The 18,422-nt window shown below is 34.3% G+C and carries 18 protein-coding genes; 8 read left to right on the forward strand and 10 right to left on the reverse strand.

Going from position 1 to position 18,422, the window contains the following annotated elements:
- The first annotated feature begins 116 nt into the window (after nucleotides 1-116).
- Both atpD and ACFSJT_RS07045 read left to right on the forward strand, forming a co-directional pair.
- Complete coding sequence (atpD, locus tag ACFSJT_RS07040) at nucleotides 117-1,625, forward strand: F0F1 ATP synthase subunit beta (protein ID WP_378319516.1); 1,509 nt, start codon at nucleotides 117-119, stop codon at nucleotides 1,623-1,625.
- A gap of 97 nt (nucleotides 1,626-1,722) precedes the next feature.
- The gene (locus ACFSJT_RS07045; RefSeq protein WP_378319517.1) at nucleotides 1,723-2,001 is read left to right on the forward strand and encodes a F0F1 ATP synthase subunit delta/epsilon; all 279 of its coding nucleotides are present in this window, start codon (nucleotides 1,723-1,725) and stop codon (nucleotides 1,999-2,001) included.
- 54 nt (nucleotides 2,002-2,055) lie between these two features.
- On the opposite strand, the gene ACFSJT_RS07050 is transcribed toward ACFSJT_RS07045, so the two are convergent.
- Together ACFSJT_RS07050 and ACFSJT_RS07055 are read right to left on the reverse strand one after the other, a co-directional pair.
- Nucleotides 2,056-2,595: a GNAT family N-acetyltransferase gene (locus ACFSJT_RS07050; RefSeq protein WP_378319518.1), complete on the reverse strand. Its 540-nt coding sequence runs from the start codon at nucleotides 2,593-2,595 to the stop codon at nucleotides 2,056-2,058.
- Between the two features lie 13 nt (nucleotides 2,596-2,608).
- Nucleotides 2,609-4,408, reverse strand: a complete 1,800-nt coding sequence (locus ACFSJT_RS07055; protein ID WP_378319519.1) for a M61 family metallopeptidase — start codon at nucleotides 4,406-4,408, stop codon at nucleotides 2,609-2,611.
- 160 nt (nucleotides 4,409-4,568) lie between these two features.
- On the opposite strand from ACFSJT_RS07055, the gene ACFSJT_RS07060 reads away from it, so the two are divergent.
- Genes ACFSJT_RS07060 through bioA form a run of 3 tightly spaced genes read left to right on the forward strand, consistent with a single transcriptional unit; the run spans nucleotide 4,569 to nucleotide 7,689 of the window.
- Nucleotides 4,569-5,720, forward strand: a complete 1,152-nt coding sequence (locus tag ACFSJT_RS07060; RefSeq protein WP_378319520.1) for an aminotransferase class I/II-fold pyridoxal phosphate-dependent enzyme — start codon at nucleotides 4,569-4,571, stop codon at nucleotides 5,718-5,720.
- 35 nt (nucleotides 5,721-5,755) lie between these two features.
- Nucleotides 5,756-6,373, forward strand: a complete 618-nt coding sequence (gene bioD, locus ACFSJT_RS07065; RefSeq protein WP_378319521.1) for a dethiobiotin synthase — start codon at nucleotides 5,756-5,758, stop codon at nucleotides 6,371-6,373.
- The gene (bioA, locus tag ACFSJT_RS07070) at nucleotides 6,370-7,689 is read left to right on the forward strand and encodes an adenosylmethionine--8-amino-7-oxononanoate transaminase (protein WP_378319522.1); all 1,320 of its coding nucleotides are present in this window, start codon (nucleotides 6,370-6,372) and stop codon (nucleotides 7,687-7,689) included. The genes bioD and bioA overlap by 4 nt, the downstream gene beginning before the upstream one ends.
- On the opposite strand, the gene ACFSJT_RS07075 is transcribed toward bioA, so the two are convergent.
- On the reverse strand, nucleotides 7,686-8,114 hold the full coding sequence (locus ACFSJT_RS07075) for a cytochrome c oxidase assembly factor Coa1 family protein (RefSeq protein WP_378319523.1): 429 nt from the start codon (nucleotides 8,112-8,114) through the stop codon (nucleotides 7,686-7,688). The two genes, bioA and ACFSJT_RS07075, sit on opposite strands and share 4 nt — an antisense overlap.
- 134 nt (nucleotides 8,115-8,248) lie before the next feature.
- Here ACFSJT_RS07075 and ACFSJT_RS07080 point away from each other — a divergent pair, with 134 nt between their 5' ends.
- From ACFSJT_RS07080 to ACFSJT_RS07090, 3 genes are all read left to right on the forward strand, one after another.
- Nucleotides 8,249-9,427, forward strand: a complete 1,179-nt coding sequence (locus ACFSJT_RS07080) for a beta-ketoacyl synthase N-terminal-like domain-containing protein (RefSeq protein WP_378319524.1) — start codon at nucleotides 8,249-8,251, stop codon at nucleotides 9,425-9,427.
- 83 nt (nucleotides 9,428-9,510) lie between these two features.
- Complete coding sequence (gene bioB / locus ACFSJT_RS07085) at nucleotides 9,511-10,614, forward strand: biotin synthase BioB (protein ID WP_378319525.1); 1,104 nt, start codon at nucleotides 9,511-9,513, stop codon at nucleotides 10,612-10,614.
- 54 nt (nucleotides 10,615-10,668) lie between these two features.
- Complete coding sequence (locus ACFSJT_RS07090) at nucleotides 10,669-11,535, forward strand: cupin-like domain-containing protein (protein ID WP_378319526.1); 867 nt, start codon at nucleotides 10,669-10,671, stop codon at nucleotides 11,533-11,535.
- Nucleotides 11,536-11,543: 8 nt separating this feature from the next.
- Here ACFSJT_RS07090 and ACFSJT_RS07095 read toward each other — a convergent pair whose 3' ends face one another.
- From ACFSJT_RS07095 to ACFSJT_RS07125, 7 genes are all read right to left on the reverse strand, one after another.
- Nucleotides 11,544-11,972: a regulatory protein RecX gene (locus ACFSJT_RS07095; protein WP_378319527.1), complete on the reverse strand. Its 429-nt coding sequence runs from the start codon at nucleotides 11,970-11,972 to the stop codon at nucleotides 11,544-11,546.
- Nucleotides 11,973-12,054: 82 nt separating this feature from the next.
- Nucleotides 12,055-12,531: a hypothetical protein gene (locus ACFSJT_RS07100; protein ID WP_378319528.1), complete on the reverse strand. Its 477-nt coding sequence runs from the start codon at nucleotides 12,529-12,531 to the stop codon at nucleotides 12,055-12,057.
- A 229-nt stretch (nucleotides 12,532-12,760) separates the two neighbouring features.
- Complete coding sequence (locus ACFSJT_RS07105) at nucleotides 12,761-12,916, reverse strand: hypothetical protein (RefSeq protein WP_378319529.1); 156 nt, start codon at nucleotides 12,914-12,916, stop codon at nucleotides 12,761-12,763.
- A 35-nt stretch (nucleotides 12,917-12,951) separates the two neighbouring features.
- On the reverse strand, nucleotides 12,952-13,116 hold the full coding sequence (locus tag ACFSJT_RS07110) for a hypothetical protein (RefSeq protein WP_378319530.1): 165 nt from the start codon (nucleotides 13,114-13,116) through the stop codon (nucleotides 12,952-12,954).
- An 18-nt stretch (nucleotides 13,117-13,134) separates the two neighbouring features.
- Nucleotides 13,135-14,439: an HlyD family secretion protein gene (locus tag ACFSJT_RS07115; RefSeq protein WP_378319531.1), complete on the reverse strand. Its 1,305-nt coding sequence runs from the start codon at nucleotides 14,437-14,439 to the stop codon at nucleotides 13,135-13,137.
- Nucleotides 14,440-14,465: 26 nt separating this feature from the next.
- Nucleotides 14,466-16,727, reverse strand: coding sequence for a peptidase domain-containing ABC transporter (locus ACFSJT_RS07120; protein WP_378319532.1), 2,262 nt, complete (start codon nucleotides 16,725-16,727; stop codon nucleotides 14,466-14,468).
- A gap of 31 nt (nucleotides 16,728-16,758) precedes the next feature.
- Nucleotides 16,759-17,952 (reverse strand): lanthionine synthetase LanC family protein, encoded by a 1,194-nt coding sequence (locus tag ACFSJT_RS07125; protein WP_378319533.1) that lies wholly within the window; start codon nucleotides 17,950-17,952, stop codon nucleotides 16,759-16,761.
- Nucleotides 17,953-18,422: the final 470 nt, after the last annotated feature.

Raw genomic sequence — 18,422 nt, forward strand, 5'->3', positions numbered from 1 at the left:
CATTATTTTTTCATTTTAAAAGACTATATTTGCAGCCTGAAAAAAGGTCGTATTTTTTATGTATAAATAAATGATCTTTTGAAATAGTTAAATACTAAACATTAAATAGTTAGATAATGTCTAAAGTTACGGGTAAAGTATCTCAAATTGTAGGTCCTGTGATCGATGTAGAATTCGCAGCAGGGACTGAATTACCAAAAATTTACGATTCATTAGAAATTAATAAAACAGACGGTAGTATACTAGTGTTAGAAGTTCAGTCTCACATTGGGGAAGGTACTGTACGCACCATTGCGATGGATTCAAGTGATGGATTGAGCAGAGGAATGGAAGTTGTAGGAACCGGAGCGCCAATTCAAATGCCAATTGGTGGTGATATATACGGACGTCTATTTAATGTAATTGGAGATGCTATTGATGGTCTTGGAGATCTTCCAAAAGCTGGAAAAGATGGTCTTCCAATCCACCGTCAAGCGCCTAAGTTTGAAGATTTATCAACTTCTACAGAAGTTTTATTTACAGGGATCAAAGTAATCGACCTTATTGAGCCTTACGCAAAAGGAGGAAAAATTGGATTATTTGGTGGTGCTGGTGTAGGTAAAACTGTATTGATCCAGGAGTTGATCAACAATATTGCAAAAGGTCATGGAGGTCTTTCTGTGTTTGCAGGAGTAGGAGAAAGAACTCGTGAAGGAAATGACCTTCTTCGTGAAATGCTTGAATCAGGAATTATCAAGTATGGTGATGACTTCATGCATTCTATGGAAGAAGGAGGATGGGATCTTTCCAAAGTAGATAAAGAAGTTATGAAAGACTCTAAAGCGACTTTCGTATTTGGTCAGATGAATGAGCCTCCAGGTGCACGTGCACGTGTTGCACTTTCTGGTCTTACGATTGCTGAATATTTCCGTGATGGAGCTGGAGATGGACAAGGAAAAGATGTACTTTTTTTCGTAGATAATATTTTCCGTTTTACTCAAGCAGGTTCTGAAGTATCAGCACTTCTTGGCCGCATGCCTTCTGCGGTAGGATATCAGCCTACACTTGCAACAGAGATGGGTGTGATGCAGGAACGTATTACTTCTACTAAGAAAGGATCTATTACCTCTGTACAAGCAGTTTATGTACCTGCAGATGATTTAACAGATCCAGCACCGGCAACGACTTTTGCTCACTTGGATGCAACAACTGTATTATCTCGTAAAATTGCAGAGCTTGGTATTTATCCAGCGGTAGATCCGTTAGATTCTACGTCAAGAATTCTTACTGCAGATATTTTAGGAGATGAACATTACAATTGTGCACAACGAGTAAAAGAGTTATTACAGCATTATAAAGAATTACAGGACATTATCGCCATCCTGGGTATGGAAGAATTATCTGAAGAAGATAAATTAGCAGTAGGGCGTGCACGTCGTGTACAACGTTTCTTATCTCAGCCATTCCACGTAGCAGAGCAGTTTACCGGTATTCCTGGAGTATTGGTAGATATTAAAGATACCATCAAAGGATTTAATATGATTATGGATGGAGAGTTAGATCACCTTCCAGAAGCAGCATTTAACCTTAAAGGTACGATTGAAGAAGCTATAGAGGCTGGTGAGAAAATGTTAGCTGAAGCGTAAATAGAAGTGAGAAGTTAGTATTGAGTAATGAGAAGGGTTACTTTCTTAATTTCTAAGTACTAACTACTAACTACTAACTACTCAATACTTAAAAATTATGTATTTAGAAATAGTAACTCCAGAGGCAGTATTATTTAGCGGTGAAGTAACTTCAGTTGCAGTGCCGGGTGTTGATGGAGAATTTCAGATGTTAGACAATCATGCGCCTATTGTTTCTTTATTAGGACAAGGAAATGTAAAAGTGTATGGAGACATGAATTTGGAAGAAGAAGTTGCAGATAAATTCTCTAAAGGAGAAAATGGGGCAACATTACTTCCTATTAATTCGGGAACTATTGAAATGAAAGATAATAAAGTGATTGTTTTGGCAGATTAAGCAATTTACTTTGATAAGAATCATAAAACGCCTTCAAATTAGAAGGCGTTTTTTCTATTTCCAATTCCATTGGATTAAGTGCCAGGTAAATCCATCAGCTTCATATACAAGCAAATCTGAAAATCCAATAGCATAATGCGCTTGCATTGAACGCGTATTGTTTGCAGCTACTTCGGTAATTAGTAAATCGTATTTATGCATAAACTCATCTCGCATTTTATAATATAGCCCTCTGAACATCCCCTGTTTCCGATAGGCTTTATCAATACATATTTGTCCCATCACCAGGTAAGAAGTTTGACCATCTAATAACAGCTCAATTTTTTCGAACATAGGTTTTAGTACTTCAATATCTGTTTTAAAATCGCTTACCATTGATAATGCATATCCCACTATTTTACCCTCATCTTTAACAATTATATGAGGTTCATAATCATGCATCTTTTTTAAAATTTCCAAATCATGTTGTACAGTCACAAATCCTTCGGCTTCTTTTTCTTCCTCGCAAATCGAAGAAGGCAAATTACTTTGCTGGAGATGAATGATCTGTTGTAATTCTTCTATAGACGAGGTTACGGTATAAGAGAGATTCATATCGATACAATTGTTATTTGGCCTTCAACCAATGTTCTCTTTTAGCCAAAGCATCTTTGCTAGGTTTTTCTTGCAAGGAGATTTCAAAGTTAGGATTGACAGCAAAAGTGATTTCTGTTTTTATCTCTTTTTCAAATCTTTTATAGGTGATTGTTGCTTCTTGTCCAGGGCGATAGTTATTAAGTAATTCAGATAGTTCTTTTTTATTAGTAAAAGAATGACCGTCTATATCTAAAATAATGTCATCTTTACTTAATCCTATAGCATATGCGGGTGTACCTTTTTTGGGATAAGAGGATACAATTGTTTGATTATTATCAAATGTAATTGGGATGCCGTGATACGGAATTTTAGTATTGTTTAGTAATGCAATCCCAAAGTTTGAAAATAAAGTTTTATAATCAGGCATTTGACTATTGTCAATATATTTGCCGAAGAAATTATTTGCAAAGGTTTCTCCGGCATATTGTCGTAAGGTGTTTTGCAAATCTTCTTTGGTGTAAGGTACTTCGGTCTTACCATATTTTCCCCAGACAAGTTTCATGTAGTCATCCAAATTGAGATCGTTTTTATAGCTTCTTAGTGATAGATCAAGAGCTAATCCAAGTACGCTTCCATAGGAGTAATAAGAGATAAAAGTATTTGCCCGGTTTACAGGATCAACAGATGTTGCTGCATCTACAAAAGGAGCCTGATAACTCATCTCTATAGGATTAAAATAGGCTCTTGCCGGTGAATTCCATACATAATTAAAGGTTTTAGTAAGCCCTTTAATATATTCTTCTTGGCTTAAAATTCCAGCTCTACATAAAATTAAATTGGTATAGTAGCTGGTAAATCCTTCAGCAAACCATAGTTCTCCAGACATGTTGGCTTCTTCAAAATTAAAAGGTTCTAAAGTTTTAGGTCGAATACGTTCAACATTCCAGGCATGAAAGAATTCGTGAGAAACAGTACCTATATTCTTTTTCATTCCTTCGTTAGCAAGACTACGGGTACTGGTGAGTATTGTTGAATTTCGATGTTCCATACCATCACCGGATACTTGTGGCATATAACAAGCCAAAAAAGTATATATGCCATTATCAAATTTTGGATATTCTCCAAATACTGCTTCTTCTTGCAGAACAATTTTTTTTACGTTTTCGAAATAGGTATTTGCTTCTTCTTCGGTACCTTGATGGTGTAACACAAGCCTTATGATATACTCTGCTCCATTTGATGTAACTTTAAACTCTTTTACCGTATGGTTGCTTATTTCAACAGGGCTATCCATAAAATATTGTAGATCAGGAGCGGTGTATACGTTATTCCCTGCATCGTTAAGCTGTGCAGCCACTTTCCAGTTAAGATCACCTCTTGGTTCAACAGTTAGAGCTATAGCTCTGTCTTTTAACGCCGGAGCATACATAAAAGTCGCAGGAATATTGAGATGAGCATGAGTTTCGTCGATTTGAGAATAAGTGCCATCTCCTCTATCTGCAAATAAAATGTAAGATAGATGTACTGTCCCATCATGATTAGATATATCCCATTGATGCGGGTTAGGACGGGTAACGTTAATCTTTTTACCTTGTCCGTCTGTTGCAACAACATCGTATACATTTTTGGCAAATTCGTGTAAGGCATATCTACCAGGAGAGGTTCTGCTCATTCTTACAGATAATGTGTCTGTTTTTATATCGGGAAAAGTGACTTGTATTTTGGCTTCGTGATGAATCGCATTCTCAAAAGAAATTCTATATTGATTCTTTGCTTGGGAAAAAGCAAGTTGGACAATAAGGATTAGAAACGCAGCTTGTAGTGTTTTCATTTTAAGTCATTAAGAAGATTGATGAGTATCAAATATAAGTATTAGAACTGATCTTGAATAGTTTTGCGTAAACGAAAAATAAGACTATTGTAGTTGAAGTATCTTCTTAAATTCAAAAATTTGAGTATGGTAAGCAGTATTTGTTTTATTTTTGAACATTATGCAATTGCCAAAAAAACTTCAGAAAAAACTTCAGAACAGAGCACAGAGCAATGCGCTGCGTACACTCACAAAAAAGAGTAATCTCATTGATTTTTCGTCAAATGATTATTTGGGGTTCGCAGCTTCCAAAGATCTTTTTGACTATACAAATGAACTTATTAGAAATAGAGGTCAAAAAAAAAACGGGTCAACAGGATCACGTTTATTATCGGGTAATCACGAATGGTATGTAGAAGCTGAGAAAATATTGACAAAGTTTCACCATGCTGAAGCGGCTTTAATTTTTAATTCGGGGTATGACGCCAACATAGGCTTTTTCTCATCTGTACCACAGCGAGGAGACCTTATTTTTTATGATGAATTGATTCATGCATCTATTAGGGATGGAATACAAATGAGTCATGCAAAATCCTACAAGTTTAAGCACAATGACTTAGAAAATCTTCGCCTTCACATTGGGCGTAGGCGAAATGTAAACAATGATTACAAAGAAGTGTATGTCGCCACCGAATCTATATTCTCTATGGATGGTGATGTGCCGGACCTTAAAGGCTTTGTTCAATTTTGTAAAGACAATAATTGCCATTTGATAGTAGACGAAGCTCATGCCACGGGTGTTTTTGGGAAACAAGGCGTTGGTATACTTCAAGAATTAGGAATCGAAGATCAAGTATTTGCAAGGATCAATACCTTTGGAAAAGCTTTAGGCTGCCATGGTGCTGTGATTTTGGGATCACAGGATTTGATCAACTACCTGGTTAATTTTGCAAGAAGTTTTATTTATACTACTGGATTGCCTCCACATTCTTTAGCTGCTATTCAGTCAGCTTACAAGACCCTTCAAAGCACTTCAGAAATTGAAAAACTTAAAAGCAATATTAGTTTTTTTAATAATAAACTTGAAGAATTGAACCTGAAATCAAAATTTATTAAAAGTGATTCTGCGATACATTGTTGTATTATCTCGGGTAATGATCGTGTAAAACATGTGGCTCAAGAAATTCAAAAGAAGGGCTTTGATGTAAAACCTATTTTATCACCAACCGTTCCCAAAGGTAAAGAGCGATTACGTATTTGTTTGCATAGTTTTAATTCTAAAGCTGAAATAACTGAAGTTTTAGAGTTGTTGACTACCTTTGTTTCTAATTAAGAAACACAATCATATAAAGTATCATTTTTGGGTTTATGAAAAAAATATTCATTACAGGAATAGGAACCGATGTCGGAAAAACAGTAGCTTCGGCTATTGTTGTTGAAGCCCTGAAGGCAGATTATTTTAAACCTGTACAAGCAGGAGATTTAGAGTTTTCTGATACGGATAAGGTAAAACAACTTATATCTAATAAAAAGTCAAAGTTTCATAAAAACAGTTATGCATTAAACACACCTATGAGCCCTCATGCGGCTGCAGAAATTGATCAACTTACTATCGAATTGGATAACATAAAAATTCCCGAAACCGATAATTATCTGGTGATCGAAGGAGCTGGGGGTGTATTGGTTCCATTAAATAATAAAGACACCATTTTAGACTTAATCAGACCAGATTATAACGTTATTGTGGTTTCAAGACATTACCTGGGAAGTATTAATCATACGTTAATGACCCTTTGGATCTTAAAAGAGCGAGGTTTTAATGTATCGATAATTTTTAATGGCGATGAACACAAAACTACCGAAGATATTATCAAAAAGATGACCGATGTGAATGTGTTGGGAAGAATTAATGATGAACCGTATTTTGACTCGATGGTAATTAAGGAATATGCAGACTTATTCGCGGAAAGACTAGAAGAACTATGAAGAAACTAAACGAAGAACTTCCTATAATTTCTGAAGAGATGGCTCGGGGTAGTACCTTAAAAGAAAGAGACAAAAAACACTTGTGGCACCCACTTACCCAGCATAAAATTCATCCAGAAGCCTTACCTATTGTAAAAGCAAAGGGAGCGCTATTATATGGAGAAGATGGCAAAGAATACATAGATGGAATAGCATCATGGTATACAGCCATGTTCGGGCATTGTAATGATTTTATTTTAAATAAGGTGCAAGAGCAAATGCAACAGTTGGATCAGATTGTGTTTGCTGGATTTACACACGAACCTGCTATTAGATTGTCAGAAGAATTGATCAAAATCCTTCCTGACAATCAGGAAAAGATCTTTTTCTCGGATAATGGTTCTACAGCTAATGAGGTAGGAATCAAAATGGCTTTACAGTATCACTTTAACAAAGGAGACAAAAGAAATACCATCATTGCTTTTGAAAATGGTTTTCATGGTGACACTTTTGGTGCAATGTCTGCTTCCGGGTTATCGGTTTATAATGGTCCGTTTGAAGATTTTTTTATCGATGTAAAGCGCATTTCTACTCCCAATTCAGAAAATATTGATACTGTTTTAGAACAATTGCAAGGTATTATTAAAAGTAATAAAGTGGCAGCTTTTATTTACGAACCCTTAGTACAAGGGGCCAATGCAATGCATATGTTTGAAGCAGAATATCTAGATCAAATCCTAAAAATCTGTAAGGAAAATAAGATTATCACTATTGCCGATGAGGTAATGACAGGTTTTGGGAAGACGGGTAGTGATTTTGCTTCGGATCATGTTGAAGAGAAACCTGATATCATCTCAATGTCAAAAGCATTAACTGCAGGTTTTGTCCCTATGGCAGTTACAAGTTGTACTCAGGAAATTTACAATGCTTTTTTAGATGATTCTGTAGGGAAAGCTTTTTTTCACGCACATACCTACTCTGCCAATCCAATTGCTTGTTCTGCGGCATTAGCTGCAATAAAATTGCTGAAAACTGAAGCAATTCAAAATAAAATTCAACGAATTATAGAATCTCACAAAAATTTTGATAATAAAATAAAGAACCATCCTAAAATAAAGTCAACAAGACAAAAAGGAGTAATCTATGCATTAGATTTAAATATAGAAATGGATCGATATGGTAAAAAAAGATATGAGATTTTTAATCACTTTATGGATAGAGGTATATTCTTAAGGCCTCTCGGGAATACTATATATGTCCTGGCTCCATATATCATCACCAACGACCAATTAGAAAAAATCTACCATGCTATTATTGAGTTGCTTAATGTAGTCTAATCATTTTCATATCCCAATAAGTCTATTTGCTCGTCTGTTTTAGCAATGATAACATACATCTCGGTATACTCCCATCGATCATTTTGTTTGGTGCCCACTACATAAACTTTGGCTTTACCTTCGGGTCCTTTGATCGGAATAGAAATATCTGCTTTACCGGTACTATTCTTAAAGGAAAGCTCTCCTTGCATAATACCATCGGTTTCTATAGGTTCACCTAGTATTTCAATAACATATTCATCTTGCTTTACTTTGGCTAAAGCTTCTTTGTAAGGGTCAGACCCCGTCATTAATTCGCTCACACCAAATATCACAGAACCTAAAAAAACAAAAAACAAGACAATTATAGTGAGACAGCCACCCAGAGGAACTACCCAACCCCAGTTACGCGCAAACCAGCTTTTTTGTGGTATTTGATTTTCCATAGTACAATGTAATTATGAGTTCTTAACGAATAAGTAGATCAAACTGTATTTTTGTTACTAAAGTATAGCTACAATTTAGTAGTTTACTATTGAACAAAAAAGAACAAACCCCTACATTTGTCAAAATTTAAAAATTGCAGCACAAAATATCCATTACCGGCATTTCTTCGATATCCCCATTAGGAATTTCTGCGGAAGAAATATGGGACAGTTACAAAAGTACTTCTCATTGTATTTCTTTTAAAGAGTATAGCGGAGAGCAAACTCCTGTTGCCGAACTTTCTACTAAAGGTAAGCATGTAATTTCAAAACTGAGATCAGAAAGCCAACAGTATCGCTCCCTCGATGATTCTGTTCTTTTCGGAATTTATGCTGCCAGACATGCAATTAAAAATTCTGGGTGGAGTGATGATTATGATTTTGGAATCAATGTAGGATCTTCTCGTGGTGCTACTCAACTTTTTGAAAAATATCATCAGGAATTTCTTTCTACCGGTACATCATCCACATTAAGTTCGCCAACCACTACATTGGGTAATATCTCATCATGGATAGCACATGATTTAAAAAGCAATGGCCCAGAAATCAGCCATTCTATTACCTGCTCAACCGCACTACATGCATTGCTTAATGGGGTTGCATGGCTACAATCAGGTTTGGCAGATAAATTTTTGGTAGGAGGCAGCGAGGCGCCTTTGACTCCATTTACTATAGCACAAATGAAGGCATTAAAGATCTATGCCAAAGAAAATACAGCAGCTTACCCTTGTCAAGCTATGCATTGGGACAAAAATACAAATTCGATGTTGCTGGGTGAAGGTGCAGCGATTGCATGTTTAGAAAAAGGAGAAAAAGAAAATGCTTTAGCATTCGTAACAGGGATAGGATATGCTACAGAAATATTACAACATAATATATCGATTTCTACGGAAGCCGATTGTTTTCAAAAATCGATGCGTATGGCATTAGCCGGTACTCCTATCAATGAAGTAGATGCCATCGTGATGCATGCCCCAGGAACCGTAAAAGGTGATGTAGCAGAGTATAATGCTATTAAAGCTGTTTTTGGAGATAATATTCCTGCATTAACTACCAACAAATGGAAAATAGGGCACACTTTTGGCGCTAGTGGAATTCTAAGTGTTGAGCTTGCTATATTAATGCTTAGGCAGAATGAATTTATACCTGTACCTTATGTAGACCACAAAAAGAATCCAGAACGATTACAGAAAATAATGATAAATGCCGTTGGTTTTGGTGGTAATGCAGTTAGTGTGCTGTTAGAAACGCCTTCAAGAATTAACAAAATTTAAACTCAAAAACTAGTAATTTGATGTTTATAAGTTGTGTTTTTTGATTATAAACAATTACTTTTGAAGACTTACATACCTTTTTTATGAGCGTTATAAGACACGATTGGACAAAGCAAGAGATTTTAGACATTTATAATAAACCTATGATGGATTTGCTGTATGAAGCAGCCACAATTCATCGGCAGTATCATGAGCCAAATACGGTACAAGTATCAACTTTGTTATCTATAAAGACAGGAGGATGCCCAGAAGATTGTGGATATTGTCCGCAAGCTGCTCGGTACCATACAGATATTGATGGTAATGATTTGATGAGTGTACAACAGGTAAAAGCTCAGGCCCTACGTGCAAAGGCTTCAGGAAGTTCTAGAGTATGTATGGGAGCAGCATGGCGTAATGTGAAGGATGGGCAAGAGTTTGAAGACGTACTAGAGATGGTTCGTACGATTAATAAATTAGATATGGAGGTATGTTGTACGCTTGGAATGATTACCGAAAATCAGGCACAACGTCTTGCTGAAGCAGGTTTATATGCCTACAACCATAATTTAGATACCTCAGAAGAGTATTATAAAGAAGTGATCTCAACCAGAGGATACGAAGATCGATTAAAAACAATTGATAACGTTCGCAAAACCAATGTAACGGTTTGTAGTGGCGGAATTATAGGTATGGGAGAAAACGTTGAGGATCGTGCAGGAATGCTTGTAGCATTATCCAAGTTAAATCCGCAACCAGAATCTGTACCAATAAATGCACTGGTAGCTGTTGAAGGTACACCTATGGAAGATGAAAAGCCTGTACCTATTTGGGATATGATAAGAATGGTGGCTACTACTCGAATCGTAATGCCAAATACACAGGTGAGATTGTCTGCAGGAAGAACTCAAATGAATAGAGAAGGGCAGGCCATGTGCTTCTTTGCCGGAGCAAATTCTATTTTTGCAGGAGATAAACTATTAACCACTCCTAATCCTGATGTAAATGAGGATATGAAAATGTTTAAATTATTAGGCCTTCAACCTCAAAAACCATTTGTTAAAAAGGCACAACCAGAAACCATTGAAGCTTCAGCCTCAAAATTTGAGGCTTATGGAGAAAAACCGAAATGGTCAAGGCCAGGACATACTATCGAAAGAAATGAGGCTGCTAAAGAAAAGGCTAAAAAGGTTGCAGCAGATAAATAAAGCCACTACTAGTATCTTTGTCAAGTAAGGTTTTGAATTATTTTCTAAAACTAGGTGGGATTAAATTTAGAGCAAATACCACGCGTACAAAAAATAACCAAAGAAGAATTTCTTAGGCAGTATGTTGCATTGCAAAAACCAGTGGTGATTGAGCATTTAATTGAAGGTTGGCCAGCGTATCAAAAATGGGACTTAGGTTATATCAATAAATTGGCAGGTGATAAGATAGTTCCTATATACGATGACAGGCCAATTACTTCAGAACATAAATTCAATGAGCCTCATGACCGCATGAAAATGAGTGAATACATCGATTTACTCGATGAGAAACCTACAAATTACCGTATTTTCTTATACAATTTACTTAAAGAAGTGCCAGAGCTTCAAAAGGATTTTACCTATCCTGATATTGGACTTACTTTCATGAAAAAAATGCCATTTCTGTTCTTTGGTGGTACTGGATCCAAGGTATTTATGCATTACGATATTGATTTCGGCAATATTCTCCATTTTCATTTTCATGGTGAAAAACAATGCATATTGTTTCCTCCTTCAGAAACAAAATATCTATACAAAGTACCACATGCACTAATATCACATCAGGAGATAGATTTTACCAATCCGGATTTTAAAAAATGGCCGGCACTAAAAAATGCAAAAGGATATATTGCAAACTTAAAGCACGGAGAAACGCTTTATATGCCCGAAGGATATTGGCATCAAATGACATATCTTACTCCTGGTTTTTCTATGAGCATCCGTTCAGTTCCTAGAAATATAAGCAATTTTGCAAAAGCAACATATAATGTGTTTTTTATGAGATATTTTGACAATTTTATGCGAAAGATTAGAGGCCAAAAATGGATAGAATACAAGAATACAGAAGCTATTCGAAGAACTAATATGATGAATAGATTCTAATTAACATGCTATTTTATTAGTTCCTTAACTTTATCAAAAATCAAATGAGTTTCCCAACCTCGATAGAGTAAATAATCGGTTAGTTTTTTTCGTTTTTTGTATTTGTTGGTTCCTTTAAGAGAAGTGTGTTTTTTTTCGGCTATTTGATGAAACATGTTAAAATAGTCTTTTTCTGGAATTTCTTTTAGGGCAGTCTTAATATTATATAAAGAGATGTTTCGATATTTTAACTCTCTTACAATTCTTTGTTTGCCCCAATTTTTAATTCTAAATTTCCCTCTGGCAAAACTTTTAGCAAAACGTTCCTCATTAAGAAAGTTTTGCTCTAGAAGATGCAGAATTATTTTTTCTTTTGCTTCAGGAATCAGTTTCATTGTTTTAAGCTTATCCTCAACATCCTTATGACATCGTTCCTGATAAGCACAGTAGTGCTCCATTTTTTTTAGAGCCTCTATTACTGTTACGGATTGTGCCGAATTTTGATGCATAGATACAAAGATAGAAACCTTTTTTGCTTATCTATGAATCTAAAAGTAATAACTTATTGGTTAGTACGTTTTTTTTTGTAACAGCGTGTGTTTTTAGAAAATCAAGAATATCTTTCTCCTTTTCGGTATTTTGAATATTCTCTAATAAGTTTTTTTTGGTGAGTTTTATAAGCTCTAAAGGCGCATATTTAGTTTTAAAATAATAAGTATTAAATATAGGCCAGTTTGGAAGGATTCTTTTGTTTTCTTTATAAATATGTAGCCAGTCATTGGACCCATCAAATTCACAGAAATTTCCGTTGGGTAAAATAGTAAAATGAAAAGGATCAATTTCCTGGTTGTCATCAATATCAGAATCCACAATTTGTTTCAGATTTTTTATATCGATAGGATTAGAAGCATAAAATAAAAATGTTTCTAACCTATGAGCTAATTCATAAGCCTCTATTTTACTTAATCCATTTAGCTTTTTTACTATTTTATAAAGAAGTTTGTTTTTATCGGTCATACTGGTTTGATTTTTAATTCCTGGTAATCGAGTGTATTTTGAGAATGATTCCCCCGAACTAATAAGCGCAGAGGAATCTGAACTCACAATACTCCATAAATAACGTAGTGCCTTGATATCATTACCCCCGAAAATAGTATCATTTCTGCCCTATTTACCATGATATTTCAGCTTTGGGTTATTTTACAGATTTTTCCCTATGTTCTGTATAATGGTATTGATACCGTTTTTAATATAAAACAGGGTCTATAATTATAATTGGTCCGCCTGTTTTTGGCTTCTTATTTGGGTCAGGAATGCATCCTCCATTACCATCGTCGTAATAGTCATTTCCTCCATTAATCTTGTTTAATTCTTGTTTTGAAAGCATTGTTAAATTTTTCATGATTATTAATTTTGTAAAAGTGATTATTAAAAGTTTTAAAATAAATTCTGAGTTGCGAAATTAGAATCCCAATCTTGTGGATCTCCGAAACTAATAATGGGTATTTCCTTATTATTTTCGGATTGTGGTACCAATTGACCTCCATAAATTCCTTTTAGCTCATTTCTTTTTAGTGCTGAAAATTGATTTAAACTGTTCATAATTTTATTTTTTTGGTACTAATTGTATTTAAAGATGTTTCTGAATTGGTAAAACACCCGCTCTATTACTTTTAGATCTTCGGTAACTATCCCTGCTGTACCTCTCATTTCTCTATTAAATACCAGTGTTTTTCCATAAGTGGTTTTTAATTTTTTTGACAAATCTACCTCGACGTAATAATTTCCTTCATTATCCGGTGATAAAGACATGCTAATTACCTCTCCGTTTATCATTCCAAATTCCTGATAGGGATAACTATCTAGTTTTATCAGTACGTTTTGATCGGGTTTTATTTTCCCAGTATTAATAGCAGAAGTGGTTATTTTTCCAACAAGTGCTGATGCTTTAGGTAAAATCGAAAGGACATCATCTCCAGATTTCACAAATTGGTTTTCACCCCAAAACTTTTGGAAACTCACTTTACCATCTATGGATGCAATAAGTAAATAGTTTTGTTCCCATTGTTTCAAGGCTCTTTTTAATTGTTTGTAAGAAGAAATTACTTCTTTTAGGTATTTGGTTTCATTTTGGATTTTATTAATGTTGGATCCTTGAATACTTCTACGGGTATTGTTTTTGGATTCCTGTATTTGAGACATATTAATTCTGGTGTTTTCATAATTACGTCTCGCTTGCAAGTATCCTAATTCTTTATTTTCAAGTTCTACTTTAGAAATTACTCCTTTGTTAAATAGTAATTTGGTACGCTCTAAATCTTGTTTTCTAACCTCCAGTTCTCTTTTTTCTAATTCTCTTTGCGTTCTGAGAACTTGTATTCTGCTATTTAATTCAGACAATGTTCGTTGTCCAGATAATGTTTCCATCGCATAGGGCTTTAAGTTTTTATTCAATACAAAATCGATATATGATTTTTCAAATAAAGCATAATCCTGATCTAATTCACCAAGAGATAAGTGTTCTGTTTTTTCGATTGGAAATTCAAAGCTTTTATAATCCAATTGTAGAGTATCAATGATACTTTTTAACTGTAAAAAATCATCAAAGTTTGCGGTGTTTTCTATTACTGCAAGAATTTGACCATTTTTAACCTGTTGTTGGTCTTGCACCAATATTTTGACAATACGGCCACTGGTTTTGGCTTCTATTTTCTCTACAGGTACTTCGGTTGTAATAGTAATCTTTGAAGTAACTACATCAGGATATTCAACTATACAACTGGCCCCTATAATCAGTAAGATGATAAAGAAGACTAGCGTTATTCCCCATCGAGTCATCCAACTTGGTGGATTGCTCAGAATTTCCTGTACTTCTTCTGAGCGTAGCTCAAAATCTTGTAATGTGTTTTCTTTTTTATCAGACATGATGTATTGTTTTATTTTGTTAATTTTTAAACGCCGACTACTACTTTCTTACCATTGGTTTTCGGTTTTTCAGCCACCATTTGTTTTCTATTGTTTAAGCGCTCTAAATCAAGTTGATTTTTCACTAATTCATAGTATGCTCCTTTTAAGGTAACTAGTTCTTGATGCGTTCCTTTTTCTACAATTTTTCCTTTGTCCATCACCAAAATTTGATCTGCATTTTTTACCGTGCTCAATCGGTGAGCAATTACTACAGCTGTACGACCTTTAAAGAAGGTATTTAGGTTTTCCATAATAATTTTTTCATTTTTGGCATCTAATGCACTTGTAGCCTCATCAAAGAATATAAAATCTGGATTTTTATATACTGCTCTGGCAATTAACAATCGTTGTTTTTCACCACCACTAATTCCTACTCCTTCATTTCCTACTTCGGTATTGTAACTAAGAGGTAATGATTCAATAAAATCTTTGATATTGGCAATTTCGACAGCTTTTTGTAGTCTTTCTTTGTCAATTTCGGTTTCTCCTAATGCAATATTATTTGCAATAGTGTCATTAAAGATATAACCATCCTGCATTACGACACCACAGTGGCTTCTCCAAGCCTTTTGAGATATGTTCTCAAAGTTTTGCTCTCCCATTTTAATAACTCCTTTATTCGGTTTATAGAAGCGCATTAAAGTTTTCATTAAGGTTGTTTTACCACTACCAGAAGCTCCTACAATAGCTGTAGTCTTGTTATGAGAAATCGTAAGATTCATATTTTCGATTACAGGATCAGCAGCTCCAACATATTTTAAGGTTAAGTTTTCGACATAGATATCTTGATTCGTGGGGATTTCATGTGATTTGGATTCTTTAGCATTTTCTTCATCTTTTTTGTCATGAATTTCCTTTAAACGTTCCAAACTTATTTTGGCATCCTGTGTGTCCTGAATAAATTCTAATAGCTGTGCTATGGGACCATTTAGTTGTCCAATAATATACTGTATAGATAACATCATCCCCAGTGTAATTTCTCCACTTAATACCAAAGATGCTGCGGTAAACGTGATCAATATATTTTTGAATTGATTAATAGACGAAGAACCGATGGTTTGCATTTGTTCAAGTGTTAACCCTTGCGTAGCTACTTTAAACAAACGTATTTGAATAAACTCCCATCCCCATCGTTTTTGTTTTTCGGCATTATGTAATTTGATTTCTTGCATTCCTTCGATAAGTTCGATGGTCTTGCTTTGTTCGTCGCTCATTTGAGCAAATCGTTTGTAGTCCAATTCTTTTCTCTTTTTAAGAAAGAAGAAAATCCAACCGATCAATAATGCACTTCCAACAGCAAAAATTCCAAATATTTTGAAGTTATAGTAGATGAGCACTGCACTAAAAATTATAATGTTGAAAAATGAAAATAAGGTGTTTAAAGAGGAATTGGTAAGTAATTTTTCTATTCTTTGATGATCATTGATTCGTTGCATGATATCTCCTGTCATTCTAGTATCAAAATAGGAGATAGGCAGGTTCATAAGTTTTATAAAGAAGTCGGAAACCAATGAAATATTGACTCGTGTACTTAAATGCAGCAGAATCCAACCTCTAACAGCTTCTATACTTACCTGACCAAGGTATAACATTATTTGTGCACCTAGAATAAGATATATGAAATTGATATCCTGATTTTGAATCCCAATATCGACAATACTCTGTGTTAAAAATGGAAATACCAGTTGAAGTAAACTGCCTGCTAATAACCCTACCATAAGTTGAGTCATCAAACTTTTATATTTAAACAGGTATTTTAATAAAAATGAAAATCCAGATCTTGTATCAACATTTTCCCAATCAGTATCATAAAACTTTGGAGTAGTTTCTAGCATTAGAACCAATCCTTCTTGCGTTTTTTCGTTGGCGTTGTTCCCTATCCAAGCTTCAATGAATTCTTCTTTACTATATTCTATTAATCCATAAGAAGGATCAGAAACATAAACCGTGTCTTTTTCTACTTTGTATACTACAACAAAGTGATATTTTCTCCAATGTACGATACAAGGGAAAGGTACCTCTTTTGCGAAAGTTTCATAATCGGTTTTTATACCTATAGTCTTAAAACCTAGGTTTTCTGCACCTTCAGATAGACCAAGTAAAGAACTTCCTATTCTTGATGTTTGGGACAAGCCTCTAATGGTTTCTAGTGGAATAACTTTGCCATAGTGCTTGCTTATGATTCTTAGACAGGTTGGACCACAATCTTTGGCTCCGGGTTGCTTATAGAAAGGAAATTTTTTCATTTTGTTTAGAATTCAGATTATCAATATGTTTTTAGTACATGGTTAAATAAGTACCCCAGTCGTCTTGTTTATAGTGCAAGGATGAGATCACAAATCCAGAGCCAAGTATTCCATCTAACAAACTATACCTATCATAAGGATATTCATTTTCATCTTTTTGGAATATTTCTGGCATTAATATTTTTTCATCAATACCTAAAAGTTTATCTGTGTTTTTTAGAAATTCCTGTTGCCAGATTTTTTGATTTTTTTCGATTTCTGTATCCTTGATCCAATTATTAAGTTTGAACAATAGATAGGTAACACCTCCTAAACCATGGCTCATCCCTATATCCTGAAATGAATGCTTTTCAAAATGCATGATGCCAGATTTTTTAGGGTCTTTTGAGGCAACTGCCAAGGTAATTTCATGTGCTTTTTGTTTTAAGTCTTCTCGTCCTAATACTAATCCTGTATAGTAGAGGCTGTAAGCAATCGATAAGTTGCCATGTAATTCGATTACACTGTAATATTGACCACCTTCTCCAATTTCTTTTCCTCGTATACTTACTTTTTTATCTGGTTGATCCAATGACAATACTAATACATCAATCAACTTATCAATCATTTCATCTATCTGGTTATTACCATATCCACATTCTTTGAGTTTTACCAAAAACTTTAAGATTGTTGGGTGCCCATTAAAAAAACCTATATTTAAGTTTGAATTTAATCGTAGATCATTCCAATTAATACTTCCACTTTTTTCAATTCGATTATCATAAAATGCCTGTACTACTTTGTTAATTACTTCGGATGCTTTTTCAGAGTCTACACTTTTTGAGTACAGATAATATTGTATTTTTCCTAAACATCCATGCAGCACGTTATAGTTGTGATTTTTCAAATCGTATTCTATAGATTCCAATAAATAAGGTTCTAGATTTGCCAAGATATCTTCGCTTTCTATAATTTTGGATTCATAGAGATAATTAACGGTCCAAAAAATTCCTTCAAACCCATGTATTAAACTGTAATTCAATTCGTGATCTGCAAAAACTTTGACAGTTTTATTAAATAACCGTAGTGCCTTTTGTTTGTAAGACTCATCTTTGGTATTCCTGTATAGCGTAGCAAAAAATATAATTACCCCAAGATCTTCATCAACGATAGGTAGTCCTACTTTTTCTGCTTTTGTATAAAGTACGTCTTCAATTTTCTCTAAGATTTTCTCTGTTGTTTCCATTTATAATATTTTAATTCTTTAGTTTTTTGTATATTGCACCTTGTATGAGGAATAAATAGTTTTTAAAGTATCGATAAATAGTTTGAAAATATCCTTTTACAAATTGATTTAAACTGGAATAAAACTATCTTAACATTTGTTGAGATAGTTTTTGTTTTTTTAACTACCTACATGCATTTTCGCACCCTTTCACTTCTAATCTTATATTTTTATGTTTAGATTATCTTTTGTCAAATGGTAGTGCATGATCTGTGTTTTTTAAAAAAAAGCCTACTCTATTAAGGATTTTCGGCTACCTCCTTTACAAATTGATTTTTTAATGGAATGTTGAACTGGATTCATTCCATATTTTGCTTATCAAAAACTTACACTTCAAGCGTGATTTTGATATCAAGTTTCCAGGTACATTCTTTTTTAGTACTTTTAACACAAAGCCCTCCGTTAACGTTTTGCATTTCCTGGTTGCTTAA

This window comes from Aquimarina celericrescens, from assembly GCF_042682765.1.
In the GTDB taxonomy this organism is placed as follows: Bacteria; Bacteroidota; Bacteroidia; order Flavobacteriales; family Flavobacteriaceae; genus Aquimarina; species Aquimarina celericrescens.

What these genes read in the sequence shown, in the direction of transcription:
- atpD (WP_378319516.1), top strand. Translation starts at nt 117, where the DNA reads ATGTCTAAAGTTACGGGTAAAGTATCTCAAATTGTAGGTCCTGTGATC.
- ACFSJT_RS07045 (WP_378319517.1), top strand. Translation starts at nt 1,723, where the DNA reads ATGTATTTAGAAATAGTAACTCCAGAGGCAGTATTATTTAGCGGTGAA.
- ACFSJT_RS07050 (WP_378319518.1), bottom strand. Translation starts at nt 2,595, where the DNA reads ATGAATCTCTCTTATACCGTAACCTCGTCTATAGAAGAATTACAACAG.
- ACFSJT_RS07055 (WP_378319519.1), bottom strand. Translation starts at nt 4,408, where the DNA reads ATGAAAACACTACAAGCTGCGTTTCTAATCCTTATTGTCCAACTTGCT.
- ACFSJT_RS07060 (WP_378319520.1), top strand. Translation starts at nt 4,569, where the DNA reads ATGCAATTGCCAAAAAAACTTCAGAAAAAACTTCAGAACAGAGCACAG.
- bioD (WP_378319521.1), top strand. Translation starts at nt 5,756, where the DNA reads ATGAAAAAAATATTCATTACAGGAATAGGAACCGATGTCGGAAAAACA.
- bioA (WP_378319522.1), top strand. Translation starts at nt 6,370, where the DNA reads ATGAAGAAACTAAACGAAGAACTTCCTATAATTTCTGAAGAGATGGCT.
- ACFSJT_RS07075 (WP_378319523.1), bottom strand. Translation starts at nt 8,114, where the DNA reads ATGGAAAATCAAATACCACAAAAAAGCTGGTTTGCGCGTAACTGGGGT.
- bioB (WP_378319525.1), top strand. Translation starts at nt 9,511, where the DNA reads ATGAGCGTTATAAGACACGATTGGACAAAGCAAGAGATTTTAGACATT.
- ACFSJT_RS07095 (WP_378319527.1), bottom strand. Translation starts at nt 11,972, where the DNA reads ATGGAGCACTACTGTGCTTATCAGGAACGATGTCATAAGGATGTTGAG.
- ACFSJT_RS07100 (WP_378319528.1), bottom strand. Translation starts at nt 12,531, where the DNA reads ATGACCGATAAAAACAAACTTCTTTATAAAATAGTAAAAAAGCTAAAT.
- ACFSJT_RS07105 (WP_378319529.1), bottom strand. Translation starts at nt 12,916, where the DNA reads ATGAAAAATTTAACAATGCTTTCAAAACAAGAATTAAACAAGATTAAT.
- ACFSJT_RS07110 (WP_378319530.1), bottom strand. Translation starts at nt 13,116, where the DNA reads ATGAACAGTTTAAATCAATTTTCAGCACTAAAAAGAAATGAGCTAAAA.
- ACFSJT_RS07115 (WP_378319531.1), bottom strand. Translation starts at nt 14,439, where the DNA reads ATGTCTGATAAAAAAGAAAACACATTACAAGATTTTGAGCTACGCTCA.
- ACFSJT_RS07120 (WP_378319532.1), bottom strand. Translation starts at nt 16,727, where the DNA reads ATGAAAAAATTTCCTTTCTATAAGCAACCCGGAGCCAAAGATTGTGGT.
- ACFSJT_RS07125 (WP_378319533.1), bottom strand. Translation starts at nt 17,952, where the DNA reads ATGGAAACAACAGAGAAAATCTTAGAGAAAATTGAAGACGTACTTTAT.